Below are 15330 nucleotides of genomic sequence, written 5' to 3' on the forward strand. Positions count from 1 at the left end.
GCACCAGGGTCGGTCGGAGCGCGCCCGGCCTCATGTGGCGGCCTCCGCCTCGGCCAGGAGAGTCCCGGCCGTGGACCGAGGGACATACCGGGTCGGGGTGATGCCCAGGAGTTCGGCGGCGAGTTCTTCGTTGCCGGCGAACCCGGCGTCGGCGTCCAGGGTCTGTTCGCCGTCCCAGAGCATGAGCAGGGCGGAGACGGTACCGCTCGCCTTGTCGTGGTGCATGTCGTAGTGCGCGGCCATGGGGACGCTGTCGTAGTGCACCCACAGGTCGTGGCCGGTCATGAACATGTCGAGGTCGAAGGTGACGGTCAGGCCCATGAGTTCGGGTTTGTAGCGGTCGTCGATGCCGGCGAAGGCCTCGTCGAGGGCGACCACGCGCGGGCAGGTGGGGGTGGCCGAGGTGTACAGGGCGTTGGCGGCGGCGAACAGCGGCAGGTGGATGGCGGCGGACTTCTCACCGCCGGACATCTGTTCGTGCTTGTTCTTGGTGAGGGTGACCTCGTCCTTGCCGGGTACGGCCAGGCGTAGCTCGAACCGGTACCAGGTGCGGTAGTCCAGTACGGCGGACAGCACCTGTTTGTGGCCGGCCCGGGGGTGGGCGGCGTGGTAGTCGCGGATCATCTGCCGCAGGACCCCGCGCAACTCCCCCAGTCCGCGGGGGCCGAGTCCGTCACCGTCGCGGCCGACCAGTTCGGCGGCCTTGCGCTGGTGGTCGCCGAGTCCGTCGGAGCGGGACCAGCGGATGCCCACCCGGGTGCCCGACGACATGGGGCGGGCACGGGTGTCGCGGTCCATGGCGCGCACCAGTTGTTTGGCGGTGCGGACGCGTTCGTGGATCTGCTGGGCGATGCCGCCGAGCAGTTCGTCCTCCAGGAGTCCTTGTTCCTCTTCGCGCAGGAGGGCGCCCTGTTCCTGTACACGCGTGGCCACGGCGCGGGTGAACGCGGAGACGGGGGTGCGTCCGTTCTCGTCGTTGACGTGCACGGTGACCAGGCCGCTGGCGCCGACCTCGTGGTCGACCCGGTAGCCCTCGGCGTCGCCGCCGAGCGCTTCTTGGAAGGTGCGCAGGGCCTGGGACATGCGGGTTCCGGCGCTCTTGAGCTCGCCGTCGGTGACCTTGGCGGTGCCGACGCGTTCGGTGAGGGCGTCCATCAGCGCGGCGGCGTCGCCGGGCAGGGTGTCACGGACCGAGTCGACCTCGCCGGTGAGCAGGCGTTGGGCCGCCTGCTCGGGTGCGGGCCACTGGTCGGGGGCGGGCCAGGTGCCGCAGGTGTCCACGTCCAGGACCGCGCGCACGGCGGGTCGGGTGAGCGCGGAGAGGGCCGCGGTGTGTTCGAAGAGTGTGGCCAGGGCTTCGGTCAGCGACCGGCCGCCGCTGTCGCGCAGTGTCTCGGATCGAACGGCCAGGTCGTGGGCGTCGGAGGCCTCCCTTTCGGCGTCGCGGTGTCGTTCGCCGACCTCGCGCAGTTCGGATTCGGTGTGTTCGAGCCGGTCGAGGAGTTCTCGGGCCGGGGCGTCGATGGCTGCCTCCAGCGTGGCCAGCTCGGCCGTCTCGCGTTCGTGGTCGGCCCGGCCTCGGTCGAGTTCGGCCCGGTCGCCTTCGAGGGCTTCGGTGAGCCGGGCGATGGTGTCGCGGCGCTCTTCCAGGTCGCGGGTGTACTCGGCGATGTCGGCGCGGGCACCGTGCAGGGCGCGGGCGGTCTCGGTGAAGGCGTCGAGCGCGGCGGCGACGGCGTCGACGTCCTCGGGTCCGGTGGGCATGGCGCGTTCGGCGGCCAAGGCGCGGACCTTGCGGCGTTCGGCCTCCACCTGGGCGATGGCGGCGTCGAGTTCGCGGCGGGCCTCGGCGCGGCCCGCGCGCGCGGAGGCCAGGAGGGTGGAGTGGTGTTCGAGGGCGCGCACGGCCTTGGCGACGTCGGTGGCCTCGGGCAGGTCGACGCGGGCGTGGGCGAAGTCCTGGAGTCGTTCGCCGGCCCGGGCGAGCCGGTCGTCGAGTTCGGCGCACCGTCGGGTGAGTTCGTCGATGCTGGTGTCGCAGGCGGCCAGGCGTTCGCGGCGCCGTTGGGCGCGGTTGGTGGCCCCGATGAACTCGGCGACGGGCTTGGGGTGGGCCCCGACCAGTGGGCCGAGGCGGAAGCGTGCTCGGGTGTCCACGCCGACCGGCACGTCCGGGGCCGGGGCGTCCGGTACGTCGTCGTCGGTGAGGGGGACGTCGGCCAGGACGGCGGCGATGACGTCGGTGGGTACGTGTTCCTGGGTCTCGGGGACCAGGACGTCGGCCAGTGTGGGGCCGGTCGGGGCCGCGCCGGTGGGCAGCAGGTGGGCGTCGGCCTCGGCCGTGTCCAGGGCCCGGTGGGTGAGTGCGGGGTCGGGGTGGATCCAGGCGGTCAGCAGTCCGGCGGCGTGCAGGGCGCCCTCGATGGCGGCGCCCCGTTGGGCGGGCAGGTCCTCGCGGAAGCGGACCAGTCGCCACAGGGGCGCGCCGGGCCGGTCGGTGCGGGGCTCGGGGCGCAGTGGGTCGGCGGGTGGGGCGTCGTCGCGTTCGGCGGCGACGTGGTCGCGTTCGCGGCGGGCCTCGAAGAGTTCGCGGCCCAGGTTCTCGCGTTCGGCCTCCAGGCCGTGCACGTGGGCGGCCGTCTCCAGCCGGTGTTCGTGCACCTGTTCGTCGAAGACCTGGGCGAGGGTGGGGGTGCCGGGTTCGCCGTAGGTGTCCAGGGTTGCGCGCAGGGTCTGGGGGCCGTCCGTCCCGGTGACGTCCCAGCGTCGGGCCCAGGCGTCCAGGTTCTCGGCGGCCGCTCGGCGACGTTGGGCGAGGTGGTGTTCGGCGGCCTCGCAAGCGCCCTCGTGTTCGCCGAGGGTCTGTTCGGAGCGGGAGGCGGCGGTCTCGGCGCGGCGGCGGCCCTCCTCGGCGCGTTCCTGGTCGCGCAGGCGCTCGCGGACGGCGCGGACGTCGTCGAGTCGGGCGCTCGCCCGGGCCTTGGCGGTCTCGGGCAGGTCGTCGCCGGTGTCGACCTCTCCCTCGGCGTCGTGGACGATGCCGGAGCGTTCGGCGGCCCCGACGAGTTCGACGCGCAGTTCCTCGGCGCGGGCGAGTTCGCGGTCGACCCGGTCTGCGACGCGGCCCGCCTCACCGCTCAGGCGGGTGATCTCCTCCTCTTGGCCGCGCACCCGGCTCTGCTGGGTGGCGATGCGACGGGCGCGTTCCTCTTGGCCGGACCTTCGAACCTGGAGGGCCTGCTGGTCGCGGAGGGTGTCGTGCTGTCGTAGGGCGTCGCGTTCGGCGGTCAGCTCGGCGGAGCGCTTGCCCAGTTCCTCGGCCCGGGCACGGGCCCGGTCGCGGTCGGCGGAGGCCTTGTGGAGTTCTTCGGCGGCCTCGGCGACGGTGCGGGCGTGGGCGTCGGCCTGTTCGGTGGCGGCCTCGACCCGCAGCAGTCGGTGGCGCGCGTTGAGGGCCAGGTAGTCGGAGTAGACGTCGCCGAAGGTTCGGGCGGCCTCGTGGGAGGCGTTGGCGGCGGCGAAGCGGCTCTGGACGGCGGAGAGGTTGGCGAAGTCGCGGGCCGCCTGGTCGACGAGGGTCTCGTCGAGGGGGCTCAGGCCGCCGGTGAGGGTGTGCGAGACCTTCTCGGGGTCCAGGTCCTTGGCCAGCAGGGGGCGGCGCAGGGCCAGCAGCAGGTCCAGGAGTTGGACGTAGCGATCACCCAGTCCGAACAGGCGGGCGTCCACGGCGCGGCGGTAGTCGGCGGCGCTGTTGTGGTGGGAGTCCTCGCCCAGGGCGGTCTTGAGTTGGCGTTCGGTGAGGGGTCGGTCGTCGGCGGAGAGCAGTCCGAAGTCGACTCCCAGGCGTTGGTCGGTGACGAAGAAGGAGGGGATGACGCCATCGCGGTGGCGGTGGGCGCGCAGCCCGATGATCAGGGTTACGGTCTCGGTGGCACCGCCCTCCACCTCGGCGCGCTCGGCCTCGTCGCGTTCGCGGGCGAACTCCATCCACACGTAGCCGTAGGCGGACTCGTCGCCCCGGTAGAGCAGGTTGGACTTCATGGTGCGGTTCTGGCCGCTGAAGGGGTCGAGTCGGCGGGCGTCGGTGTAGCCGTCCAGGATGAAGGGGAACAGGACCTCCAGCGCCTTGGTCTTGCCCGAACCGTTGTGTCCGCGCAGCACCAGACGCCCGTCGGCGAAGACGAACTCCTCGTCGAGGTAGTCCCAGATGTTGACGATCCCCGCCCGCTCGGGTCGGAAACGGTCGCTCCTGCGGATCATGGTGCGGTGTCCTCGGTTCCTGGGTCTGGCACGGTCTCGGTGGTGGGTTCGGCCGTCGGTTCGATGGGGCCGAAGGGCAAAAGGCCGGTGTCGGGGCGTTCGGGCAGCGCCCCGCGGATGTTGCGGTAGCGCAGCGCGGCGGGGGTGACCAGGACCCCGCCCGGGACCGGACGCACCAGCGACAGGTCGGACAGCAGGTCCAGCGCCGCGTCGAGCAGGCCGTGGGGGTCGCGCTGCCAGGCGACGGTGAAGGACGAGGCGCCGAACTCCTCGAACAGGTCGGCGACCATCTCCTCCAGGCGTTCGCGCTCCACCAGGGGCGCGAGGGTCGATTCGCCCGGGTGTGGCAGGCCCTCGGAGCGGTCCCAGGCGAGTTCGGCCACGACCGCGTCCCTGGGAACCCCGGAGTCGACCCGACCGACCAGGTCGACCTGCTCGTGCACGGGGCCGGGGGCCGGCAGGTGGGTCAGTGCGGCCCAGGACTCCTCGAAGTGGTCGGCGATCTGGGCCAGGAGCAGGCCGGACGCGCGGGTCACCGCCCCTCCCCTGCCGGGGAAGGCGCGGTCGGTGAAGGTTCCGCCGGGGTCGGCCAGCAGCACGCCCTCGGCGCGGCGTTCGGGTTGGAGGCCGGTCAGGCGCGCCACCTCCGTGACCAGGTCTTTGGTGCGCAGGGCGGCGGCGACCTCGGGTTCGACGTCGGCGTAGTAGACCACCGGGTACTCCACCAGCAGGCGGCGGGCGCGCCGGGCCACCCGTTCGGGGGCGGCGTCCGGGCCGAGGGGGTCGTCGAGGAGCCCGGCGGCGCTGTGCAGGTGCTGGACCGGCCGGCTGGGACGGAAGAGGATCTCGCAGGTCTCGTGGTCGATGTCGAACAGGGCGTCGGCGTGTTCGCCACCACGCGCCCAGGCCTCCACCGAACCATCGGACAGGTGCAGGGCGCCGCGTTCCAGCAGCCAATGGGCCACGTCGACCAGCGCGGCCTTGTGGGTGGAGTCGGTGGGGTCGTAGCCCAGGCCCTGGATGTCGTTGGCCGAGGGGGTGAAGCGGCGGACCAGGTCGCCGAGGCTGATCTCGACCTGGGAGCGTTGGAAGGAGGCCAGGACCAGGCACAGGTAGGCCAGGCGTCGCCGGTCGAAGGGCTTGCCCTTGCGCGCGAAGACCTGGCGCTGGGTGGGGTCGAGCAGGTCGAGTTCGCGTACCAGTCGCACGTGGTCGGTGGTGGCGATGAGCCGGTAGCCGAACAGCACGCGCAGGTCCTCGGCCATCTGGTCGGCCCAGAACAGGACCTGGTCGAGTACGCCGGGGCGCGGCCGGGCGGCGGTGATGACGTCGCAGGTCAGGACTCTGCGCACGGCCTGTTGGTAGCTGCCCAGATCCACGTCCGCAACGCGCGGGCGGGTGACCTTGGCCATCACTTCCCCTTCCTGGTGGCCAGTTCCAGGCGGAACCCGGGCAGGTGGAGGTCACCTTGGACGGTGCGCACGGTGGCGCCCTGGTCGCTGGGCACGAGCCGCACCAGCGTTCCCGCGTCGTCTCCGGTGGCCGAGCTCAGGCGTCCGGCGACCACGGACCGGGATTCCAGGGCCTTGGTGACCAGGCGCAGCAGGACGCGGGTGTCGCTGTCGTCCAGGACGCGCTCGTGCGCGCCGTCCTGGACCAGGCGTCGCGCGGAGGCGCGTTCGGTCTCACGGTCCTCGCGTTGGCGGCGGCGCAGTTCGGTGCGGGCGCCCCGGTCCCGGCGGACCGGTTTGGGCACGCCCGGGGTGGGCGAGCGGTCGTTGCGGAACAGGGTGACCGAGACCTCCACCCCGGCGGCGTCGTGCCAGGAGTCGGCGGGGGAGAACTCGTCGCCGTCCTCGTGGGCCACGCCCAGGTGGCGGGCGGAGCGGGTGTTGAAGGCGGCGCCCATGAGGGCGTGGGCGGCGCCGTCGTCGGGGGTGTCGAACACCCAGGCGGCCAGGTGGCGCAGTTGGGTGGAGCGGTTGACGCCGCCGCGTTGGGCCTCGGTGATCTGGCGCAGGAGCGCGACCACGCCGGAGACGGCCGAGCGGGTGGCCTGCCCGAGTTCGGCGGCCCGGGTGGGTGTCCCGCCCTCGGTGGCGAACCAGGCGCGCAGGGCCCGCCAGCGGCGGTGCCAGTCCTCCAGTCGCTCGGAACGATCCATGAACAGGCGTTCGTCGGCGTCGACGGCGCGGGAGAGCAGGGTGGTCAGGCCGGTGGCCTCGACCTCGTGGACGGCCCGGTCCAGACGGGGCAGGTAGCGATCCAGTTCGGCCATGAAGTCGGACATGTGGACGAGCAGGGCGTTCTTGTGGCGCAGGAAGACCTCGGGCGAGGCCTCCGTGGAGCGCAGGATCTCGCCCAGGGTGACGTGGAACTGGGCGGAGCGGCGTCCCATGTCCTCCATGACCGAGTCCAGTCGGGACAGGCGACGGTAGACGTCCTCCACGCGGCCGGTGCGGTTGGCCTCCGACAGGGCGCCCAGGTCCTCCAGCACGTCGGAGAAGACCAGGCGGGAGAGGTTGACGTCCTCCACGCGTGCACCCAGGACGCCTTCGACGGCCCGGTAGGCGCGGTAGCCGAGTTCGCTGAACTGGTAGACGGACTGGCGGTTGCGGTAGCCGGCCAGGCTGCCGGCGCGGGAGGCGTCGTCGAACCGGTGCACGACGCCGTCGGTGGCGAGTTCGTCGAGACGGCGGCGCAGACCGGGGGCGTCCATGACGGGGGCGTCGAGGTGGTGCGCGGCGAGCTCGCGCAGGGTCGACTCGACCTCGTGCGCGCCGACCTGGACCTGGTGGACCTCGCGTCGCCGGTCCACTGCGCGCAGGATCCACAGGTAGGTGACGTGGTCGTCGCGCCGAGTGAAGTTGAACAGGCGGAATCGGTCGCTGACGGTGAGCGCGTCCAGATCCAGCGCCGCGCGTTCGACCACAGCTTCCACCCCCGTGTCTCGTGGCTCACGGTCCGCACCCCCGTGTGCGAACACCACGCCTGGGCCATTGTGGCAGTGCGCGGGGACGGTCCGGTCCCACGTCCTTGGGGGCCCGCCCCGAAAACGTCGGTGCCCCGTGCGAAGATGTGCCCCGCTATGTCTCCCATCCTCTGTCCCCACCCCTTGGGAGGAACGTGACTGTACGGCGGAGTCGACGCAGGCGGCGCGGGCGCGGACGACGGTGGGTCCGGTGGGTCCGTGGTTCGCTGCCACTGGCGCTGGTGGTGCTCCTGCTGGGGCTGGGGTGGTTGCGGGACAACGCCGATCGCCCACTCGTGTGGCTGTTCGTCGGTGTGGTGGTCGTGCTCGCGACTACCGCGGTGGGCTGGTGGGTGTGGTCGCGGCTGCGTCTGGCCCGGGAGCGGTGGATCGTCTCGCGCACCGCGATCGCCGGCATCGACACGATGTCGGGGATCGAGTTCGAGCGGTACGTGGCGCGGCTGCTGCGCACCCACGGGTACACGCGGGTGGCGGTGGTCGGCGGGGCCTCCGACGGCGGGGTGGACCTGCGCGCGCAGACCCCCGACGGTAGGGCGTTGGCCGTGCAGTGCAAACGCTGGCGCAAACCGGTGCCACCCAACGAGGTGCGGGCGTTCCTGGGCGCGCTGGCCGGAAGCCACCGCGGCTACCTGGGCATGTTCGTCGCCTCGAACGGGTTCACCGCGGAGGCGGTGCGCGAGGCCGGCGACGGGATGGTCCTGGTGGACCGGCACGCCCTGGGTCTGTGGATGGCCGGCGAGCGCGCCCCGGAGCCACCACCGCCCTGACTGCGGCGCGGCCTCGCCGGGGGCCTCATCTGGGGGAGGTGGCGAACGCGCCCTGTACGAAGTGGCGCTGGAAGACGAAGAAGACCAGCAGTGGCACCAGCATGGACAGGAGCGCGCCCGAGGCCAGGACGTCGACGTTGGTGCCGAACTGGCGCAGGTCGGAACGCAGCGCCACGGTCAGCGGTGCCGAATCCGGGCTGGTGAGGACCAGGGCGACGAGCATGTCGTTCCACACCCACAGGAACTGGAAGACCGCGAGGGAGGCCAGGGCGGGCCGGGACACCGGCAGGACCACCTTGCGGAAGATCCGCCACTCGCGGGCCCCGTCCATGCGGGCCGCTTCGAGCAGGTCGCGGGGGATGCCCACGAAGAAGTCGCGCAGCAGGAACACCGCGAAGGGCAGTCCGAAGGCCACGTGGAACAGGATCGCGCCGGTGATGGAACCGAAGACGCCCAGGGCACCGTAGAGCCGGGAGATGGGGATCAGGGCCGCTTGGACCGGCAGCACCAGCAGGCCCACGACGGCGACCATGATCCAGTCACGTCCGGGAAAGTCCAACCACACCAGGGCGTAGGCGGCCATCGCGCCGATCCCCACGACCAGGACGGTGGAGGGCACCGAGATGTAGACGGTGTTGAGGAACGAGCGCAGGACGACGCCGTCCTGGACCAGACCCTGGTAGTTGGCCAGGGTCAGCTCGGTGGGCTTGAGCAGCACCGTCCACCAGCCGCTGTTGGTGTTGTCGGCCCCCGATCGCAGTGACACCAAAAGCAGGCCCATGAGCGGGACCATCCACAACAGCGCCACGGTGATCAGGAGGAGTCGCAGGGCGCCCGATCCCAGAGCGCCGACCAGGCGCGCGGCGGTGCCGCGACGCGGGGCGCCGGTGACCGATACCTCGACGACCGAGGGCGACTTCTTGGCCGGGGTGGTCATGGGCGCTCCCGTCGGAACCGGCGGATGTTGAAGTACATGATCGGCAGGACCAGGACCATGAGCAGGACCACGAGTGCGCTACCCAGGCCTTGGTCGCCGCCCGCGCCGAAGGAGACCTGCCACATGCGCAGGGCGATGACACCGGCGTCCGATTGCACCGATCCGGGCGCGATGACGAACACCAGGTCGAAGATCTTCAGCACGTTGATCGTCAAGGTCACGAACACCACGAGCAGCAGGGGCCCCAGGAGCGGAATGGTGACCTTGCGGAACACCTGCCATTCGGTGGCCCCGTCGACCCGGGCGGCTTCGAGGGCGTCGCGCGGGATGGCGGTCAGCCCGGCGGCGATGAAGGTGACCGCGAACCCGGTCATGATCCACACCCAGGAGGAGATGAGCACCGGTGTGACCAGGGTGGGGCCCAGCCAGGTCAGGCCGCGGAAGGGTTCGGTGAAGTTGTCGGCGGCCAGGTGGATCGTGTACTCGCCGGGTGGTGTCCGGGGCAGGGTGAAGCGGCCGTCGTCGCCGGTGGTGGTGGAGGCGACCACCCGGCCGTCCTGAACCGCCTGCACGGTCATGCGGGGCATGCCGTACTCACCGTCGTCGAGGACACCAGGGTCGCCGTCCAGGTCCACGTCCAACCACACCACGCCCCGCACGGCGTTGTCGAAGGGGTCGGCGGGTTCGGGGACGGAGGCCGGGGAGGCCTGTTCGGGCAGGTCGTCGGGGCGCACCCCCACCATGGGCAGTTCGACGACGCGGCCGGGTTCGTGGGTGTGCGTACCGCTGAAGCCGCCGAGCGTGGTGTCGGGGAGCAGGAAGGCCTCGCGAGGCGCGGCGCCGGGGTACTCCGAAGGGGTGCTGAAGGCATCGTGCACGCTCACCATCGCCGCGTTCACCACGCCACGGCCCGGGTTCTCGTCGTAGACGAGCCGGAAGACGATGCCGGAGGCGAACAGGGAGATCGCCATGGGCATGAACAGCAGGACCCGGAAGGCGGTCGCCCAGCGCACGTGTTCGGTGAGGACGGCGAAGACCAGACCCAGCCCTGTGACCAGGGCGGGGGCGACCAGCACCCAGATCCCGGTGTTGCGGATCGCGGTGAGCGTGCGGTCGTCGGTGAACATGTGGGCGTAGTTGTCGAACCCGACGAACCGTGCGCCGGAAGCGTCGTAGAGGCTGCGCACCACCGAGTACGCGGCCGGGTAGAGCAGGAACACGGCGAGGAACAGCAGCGCGGGCAGCAGGAACAGGATCGCCGGACCCAGGACGCGGCGCGGCCGGGAGGCGCGGTGGTCGGCAGGGTCCGAGGGGAGGTCGTGGGGCATGCTCATCCTTCGCCGTACGCGTGGGTGGCTTCCTCCTCCAAGCGCGACATGGTCCCCTCCACGTCGGAGGGGTCGCGTAGGAAGTCCTGGAGGGTCTGCCACATGCCGTCGCCGACGGTGGCACCGAACACGGTGGGCTGTTGGTCCGACAGGTCGAAGCGCACACCGTCACCGGCCCGGACGACCCGCTCGGCGACCCGACCGGTGACCGGGTCGGCGTAGTCGTCAGCGGTCAGGTGCCGGTTGGGCGAGACGAACCCGCCGATGGCGGCCCACTCCCCTGCGGCGTCGGCGCCTGCCAGGAAACGCAGTAGTTCCATGGTGGCCGCGCGATCGTTCATGGCCACGGCGGCGTCACCGGCCACGACCACGGAGTCGTCCCCCTCTTCCATGGGAGGGAAGGGGAAGACCCGGGCGTCGTCGCCGACGGTGGCGTTGGTGCCCGCGATGACCACCCCGCCGATGAAGTCGGCGCCCACCACCATGGCCGCGTCGGGGTCGTCGCCGTAGACGTCCACCACCGAGGTGGGGAAGTCGGTCTGGAGCGCGCCGCCGCGGCCGCCCGACATCAGGCGATCCTGGCCCCAGACCTGGGCCAGGGTCTCCAGGGCGACCTCCACGCTGGGATCGGTCCAGGGGATCTCGTGCCGGCCGAGCCGGTCGTACATCCGGGGGCCGGCGGTGCGCAGGTAGACGTTCTCGAACCAGTCGGTGAGCACCCAGCCGTCGGCGCCGGCGATGGACAGCGGGCTGACGCCGATGTCGGCGAGGTCGTTGGAGAGTTCGAGGAACTCGTCCCAGGTCCGAGGGGGCACGGCGCCGATCTCGGCGAAGAGCGCGTCGTTGTACCAGACCAGGGATTTGTCGGCGACCTTGAGGTAGACGCCGTAGGGGGTGCCCTCCACCGAGCCGAACCCGGTCCAGGCGCCGGCCATGTTCTCGTCGAGGGCGTCGACGACGTCGGTGGTGAGGGGAACGAGCGCCCCTTCGTCGGCGAAGTGTTCGATGAGGCCGGCCTGTGGGATGAGCGCGACGTCGGGTTCGTCGCCGCCCTGGATGCGGGTCTGCAGGAGGGTCTGGAGGTCGTCGCCGGCACCGCTGTAGGAGACCGTGACCCCGGTTCGTTCCTCGAAGACGGCGAGGACGCGTTCGAAGGCGCGCTGTTCGTCGCCCGCCCAGGGGCCCACGATCTCCAGGCGCTGCCCTGCCAGGGCGGAGTCGGCGGGAAGACCACCGCCGTCGCCACAGGCGGTGGTGGTCAGGCCGAGGGCGAGCAGGGCCGTGGCGGTGCGGGCGAGGGGTCGAGAGCGGAGGCGGGTGCGGGGGGGGTCGGGGGCGCATAGGGGATGCTCCTCTAGGAGTGGTCGATCGCGATGCCCGTGGCCGGGTCGAAGAAGTGGATGCGGTCGGTGTCCACGGCGACGGTGATGGTCTGCCCCTCGAACACGTGGGTGCGCGGGCTGAAGCGGCCCACGCACACGACACCGTGATCGACGGCGGGGAGGGTCTCGTCGGCGCCGGCGTCGCGGGCGAGTTCACGGGTGTCCTCGGTGACCACCGGAGACGCGTCCAGGGGGAAGTGCACCAGGACGTCGGAGCCCATGGCCTCCACCAGGTCGGCGACGGAGGTGAGGGTGGCTCCCTCGGCGGCGCCGACGATCCCGGTGTCCTCCATGTCCTCGGGGCGGATACCGACGATTACCTTCCGGTTCGCGTGGGCGCGCAGGGCCGGGCGGCGGTGCAGCAGGGCGTCGGGGAGGTCGAGGGTCTGATCTCCGATGTGGACGCGGAACCGGCCGTCGTCCTCGGTGAGTTCCACGCACATCAGGTTCATGCCGGGAGAACCCACGAAAGCGGCGACGAACAGGTTGTCGGGGCGGTCGTAGAGCTCCTGGGGCGGGCCGACCTGCTGTAGGACGCCGCGCTTCATCACCGCGACCCGGTCGCCGAGGGTCATCGCCTCGGTCTGGTCGTGGGTGACGTAGACGGTGGTGACACCGAGATCGCGCTGGATGCGGGCGATCTGGGCGCGCACCTGCACGCGGAGCTTGGCGTCCAGGTTGGACAGGGGCTCGTCCATGAGGAAGGCCCTGGGTTCACGGACGATGGCCCGGCCCATGGCCACGCGCTGGCGCTGGCCCCCGGAGAGGTTGCCGGGTTTGCGGGTGAGGTGCTCCTCCAGCCGCAGGACCTCGGCGACCTCGCGCACCAGACGGTCGATCTCCGCTTTGGGGACCTTGCGCAGTCGCAGCCCGAAGGCGATGTTCTCGTAGACATTCAGGTGCGGGTACAGGGCGTAGGACTGAAAGACCATGGCGACGTCTCGGTCACGGGCGGGCACGTCGTCGACGACGCGGTCACCTATACGGATCGTGCCCTCGGTGACGCTCTCTAGGCCGGCGAGCATGCGCAGAGCGGTGGTCTTGCCACAGCCGGAGGGGCCCACCAACACCAGGAACTCCCCGTCCTGGACCTCCAGGGAAAGGTCGTCCACGGCGCGGGTTCCGTCCAGGTAGACCTTGCCCAGGCCCTCGATCACGATCTCCGCCACGACACCTCCGAACGACGGGCGCCCGATCGACGCCCCCTGTGGGTCAGGGCCGGGCCGGTGGGATGTGAGGCGGGCCACCGCCGACCGTTTGCCAAGACAGTAATGGGACCTCCCCCCGAGGAAGCCTCGACTCCGCTTCCTCCGCATCTCGATTCGGGGTCCAGGTGGTCTCGGACCATCGCGGCGGACTTTCCCCTTCGTTACCGTGTCCGCATGGCAACCGTGCTGCTGGTCGAGGACGACCGGATGGTGCGTGACGCCCTGGTGCGGGCGCTGCGCGAACTGGGACACGTGGTGTTCCCGGTCGGCACCGCCCTGGACGCGCTCAGGCAGGCCGCCGAACACGAACCCGACCTGGTCATCCTGGACCTTGGCCTGCCCGACCTGGACGGGGCCTCGGCGTTGCGCATGCTGCGCGGCCACAGTGACGTTCCGGTGATCGTGGCGACCGCGCGCGCCGACGAACCCTCGATCGTGCGGCTGCTCAACGACGGGGCCGACGACTACGTGGTCAAACCCTTCTCCAGCGCCCAGTTGGCGGCCCGAATGAACGCGCTGCTGCGACGTTCCTCCCGGGGCGGGGCCGACGCGACCGAGCAGAGCGAACTGACCGTGGGCGAGTTGTGCATCGGCCTGGCCCAACGTCGGGCGACCCTGGCGGGGAAGACCTTGGCGCTGTCGCGGCGCGAGTTCGACCTGCTCGCCTACCTGGCCGAGCGCCAGGGGCGGGTGGTGACCCGGCGCGAACTCGTGGAGGCCGTCTGGCACGAACATCCCTACATGGGCCACGACCAGACCATCGACGTGCACATGTCCTGGCTGCGCCGCAAGCTCGGGGAGAGCGCGAGCCGACCCCGGTACCTGCACACAGTGCGCGGGGTGGGGCTGAAGTTGGAGGCTCCCCGGTGAGGGGACTGCTGGCACGGACCGCCGCCCTGGTGGCGACGCTGGTGGCGTCGGGCGTGCTGGCGGGTACCGCGGTGTGGGCGTGGCAGGAGACCGCCGACCGCGCGACGGTGGAGGCGCGCACGCAGGCGGACCTGGTGGCGGCCGTGGTCACGGTCGACGCCGAACCCGAGGTACTGCGCGAACTGGTGGCCTCCACACCGGCGGGGGCCCAGGGGCACCTGGCGGTGCACCTGCCCGGAGGGGAGACTGTGGGAGCCAGCCGGACGGGGGACGCGAACGTGGCGGCTCTCGGGGTCGGAGGCGTCGGGGTCGACGGGGGTGCCGTTTCCGAGCGGGTTCGGGAGGTCCGGGTCGAGGGTGGCCGGGCCCTCCTGGTGGGCACTCGAACGCCGGGGGGCGAACCGGCGGTGGTGGAGGTGTTCCGACCCGGAGGTGAGGTGGCCGCCGCCCTCGGCCGCGGTCTGGGGTGGTCGGTACCGGTGGCGGCGCTGGTGGTCATCGGCGCGGTGGTGCTGACCGACCGGCTGAGCGCCCCCTCACGTCGGGCACTACGCGAACTGGCGCGAACCGCGGTGGCGATCGGGCGCGGGCGATTGAACACCCGCATCAAGGTGAGCGGCCCGCGCGACCTGATGGCTCTGGGAGATTCCATCAACGCGATCGGTGATCGAGTGCAGGACCTGCTGGCCAAGGAACGCGAGATGGCCGCGGACGTCTCACACCGGCTCCGCACCCCCTTGACGGCGCTGCGCCTGGACACCGAGTCCCTGCCCGGCGCGGAGGGCGAACGCATTCGCGGGGCCGTGGCCGTCATGGAACGCGACGTGGACGAGATCATCCGCAACGTGCGCCCGAGGGAGGTCGAGGAGGCCTCGGAAGGCGTGGTCGGAGCCGAGGGTGATGCGGGGGCCGGAGCGGGAGTAGCCGAGTGCGACCTGTCAGAGGTCGTCCTCGACCGGATGGGGTTCTGGTCGGTGCTGGCCGAGGACCAGGGGCGCAAGGTGGAGGTGAACCTGCCACCGCACCCGACTCGGGTCGCACTCGGCAGGGAGGAAGGCGTCGCGGTGCTGGACGCCCTGGTTGGCAACGTGTTCCGCTACACCCCTACCGGAAGCCCGTTCGCGGTGACCCTGGTGGGACACGCGGGATGGGTTTCGTTGCTGGTGGAGGACGCCGGACCGGGTTTTGGTGATCCGACCGCGGCGTTGCGACGCGGCAGCAGCGGAGGTGGTTCGACCGGGCTGGGCCTGGACATCGTGCGCCACGCGGTGGAGACCACCGGCGGGACCATTCACTTGGAACGCGGCAAGTTGGGTGGTGCGCGGGTACGTTCCCGATTCGCTGAATCGGGGGCGGACCACGACGAGGAACAGCCGCCGGCCTGGCGCCTGCGGCGCTCAGGTTGAGGTGAGGGTTCGAGGGCTTGAGGGGATTTCGGGGGCGTGGAGGCTTGGAGCTGGAGAGGGAGGAGCGGAACCGGATGGGATGGGATGGGGCCGGATGGGACCGAACGGGAAGGGGCGAAGACGGGAACCAAGGTAGGGCCTTGCTGGTGGTCGTGCGGGTGTGGGGTGTGGGGGTGGGGC

10 protein-coding genes are annotated in these 15330 nt (G+C 71.4%); 3 read left to right on the forward strand and 7 right to left on the reverse strand.

Translation table 11 applies throughout. From position 1 onward, the window contains the following. Nucleotides 1–30 precede the first annotated feature (30 nt). From NLI01S_RS03865 to NLI01S_RS03875, 3 genes are read right to left on the reverse strand one after another with little or no spacing between them, the layout of a single operon-like run. Nucleotides 31–4260, reverse strand: a complete 4230-nt coding sequence (locus NLI01S_RS03865) for a TIGR02680 family protein (RefSeq protein ID WP_067599226.1) — start codon at nt 4258–4260, stop codon at nt 31–33. Beyond that, complete coding sequence (locus NLI01S_RS03870) at nt 4257–5672, reverse strand: DUF2398 family protein (RefSeq protein ID WP_067599229.1); 1416 nt, start codon at nt 5670–5672, stop codon at nt 4257–4259. The genes NLI01S_RS03865 and NLI01S_RS03870 overlap by 4 nt, the downstream gene beginning before the upstream one ends. Next, nucleotides 5672–7192 (reverse strand): TIGR02677 family protein, encoded by a 1521-nt coding sequence (locus tag NLI01S_RS03875; RefSeq protein ID WP_067599232.1) that lies wholly within the window; start codon nt 7190–7192, stop codon nt 5672–5674. The genes NLI01S_RS03870 and NLI01S_RS03875 overlap by 1 nt, the downstream gene beginning before the upstream one ends. A 194-nt stretch (nt 7193–7386) precedes the next feature. Here NLI01S_RS03875 and NLI01S_RS03880 point away from each other — a divergent pair, with 194 nt between their 5' ends. After that, on the forward strand, nt 7387–8019 hold the full coding sequence (locus NLI01S_RS03880; protein WP_067599236.1) for a restriction endonuclease: 633 nt from the start codon (nt 7387–7389) through the stop codon (nt 8017–8019). A gap of 25 nt (nt 8020–8044) precedes the next feature. On the opposite strand, the gene NLI01S_RS03885 is transcribed toward NLI01S_RS03880, so the two are convergent. The 4 genes from NLI01S_RS03885 to NLI01S_RS03900 form a co-directional block, all read right to left on the reverse strand. Beyond that, nucleotides 8045–8956, reverse strand: coding sequence for a carbohydrate ABC transporter permease (locus NLI01S_RS03885; RefSeq protein ID WP_067599249.1), 912 nt, complete (start codon nt 8954–8956; stop codon nt 8045–8047). Further along, nucleotides 8953–10284 carry an ABC transporter permease subunit gene (locus tag NLI01S_RS03890; RefSeq protein ID WP_223809100.1) on the reverse strand — a complete coding sequence of 444 codons (1332 nt, stop codon included), beginning with the start codon at nt 10282–10284 and terminating at the stop codon, nt 8953–8955. The genes NLI01S_RS03885 and NLI01S_RS03890 overlap by 4 nt, the downstream gene beginning before the upstream one ends. 2 nt (nt 10285–10286) lie before the next feature. After that, nucleotides 10287–11471: an ABC transporter substrate-binding protein gene (locus tag NLI01S_RS03895; protein WP_223809101.1), complete on the reverse strand. Its 1185-nt coding sequence runs from the start codon at nt 11469–11471 to the stop codon at nt 10287–10289. A gap of 167 nt (nt 11472–11638) precedes the next feature. Continuing rightward, nucleotides 11639–12835: an ABC transporter ATP-binding protein gene (locus tag NLI01S_RS03900; protein WP_067599254.1), complete on the reverse strand. Its 1197-nt coding sequence runs from the start codon at nt 12833–12835 to the stop codon at nt 11639–11641. A gap of 213 nt (nt 12836–13048) precedes the next feature. Here NLI01S_RS03900 and NLI01S_RS03905 point away from each other — a divergent pair, with 213 nt between their 5' ends. Together NLI01S_RS03905 and NLI01S_RS03910 are read left to right on the forward strand one after the other, a co-directional pair. Continuing rightward, nucleotides 13049–13744 (forward strand): response regulator transcription factor, encoded by a 696-nt coding sequence (locus NLI01S_RS03905; RefSeq protein WP_190318352.1) that lies wholly within the window; start codon nt 13049–13051, stop codon nt 13742–13744. Next, on the forward strand, nt 13741–15150 hold the full coding sequence (locus NLI01S_RS03910) for a sensor histidine kinase (protein WP_067599257.1): 1410 nt from the start codon (nt 13741–13743) through the stop codon (nt 15148–15150). The genes NLI01S_RS03905 and NLI01S_RS03910 overlap by 4 nt, the downstream gene beginning before the upstream one ends. The last annotated feature ends 180 nt before the right edge of the window (nt 15151–15330 follow it).

This window comes from Nocardiopsis listeri NBRC 13360 (assembly GCF_001570765.1).
In the GTDB taxonomy this organism is placed as follows: domain Bacteria; phylum Actinomycetota; class Actinomycetes; order Streptosporangiales; family Streptosporangiaceae; genus Nocardiopsis; species Nocardiopsis listeri.

What these genes read in the sequence shown, in the direction of transcription:
- NLI01S_RS03890 (WP_223809100.1), bottom strand. Translation starts at nt 10,284, where the DNA reads ATGCCCCACGACCTCCCCTCGGACCCTGCCGACCACCGCGCCTCCCGG.
- NLI01S_RS03885 (WP_067599249.1), bottom strand. Translation starts at nt 8,956, where the DNA reads ATGACCACCCCGGCCAAGAAGTCGCCCTCGGTCGTCGAGGTATCGGTC.
- NLI01S_RS03865 (WP_067599226.1), bottom strand. Translation starts at nt 4,260, where the DNA reads ATGATCCGCAGGAGCGACCGTTTCCGACCCGAGCGGGCGGGGATCGTC.
- NLI01S_RS03870 (WP_067599229.1), bottom strand. Translation starts at nt 5,672, where the DNA reads ATGGCCAAGGTCACCCGCCCGCGCGTTGCGGACGTGGATCTGGGCAGC.
- NLI01S_RS03905 (WP_190318352.1), top strand. Translation starts at nt 13,049, where the DNA reads ATGGCAACCGTGCTGCTGGTCGAGGACGACCGGATGGTGCGTGACGCC.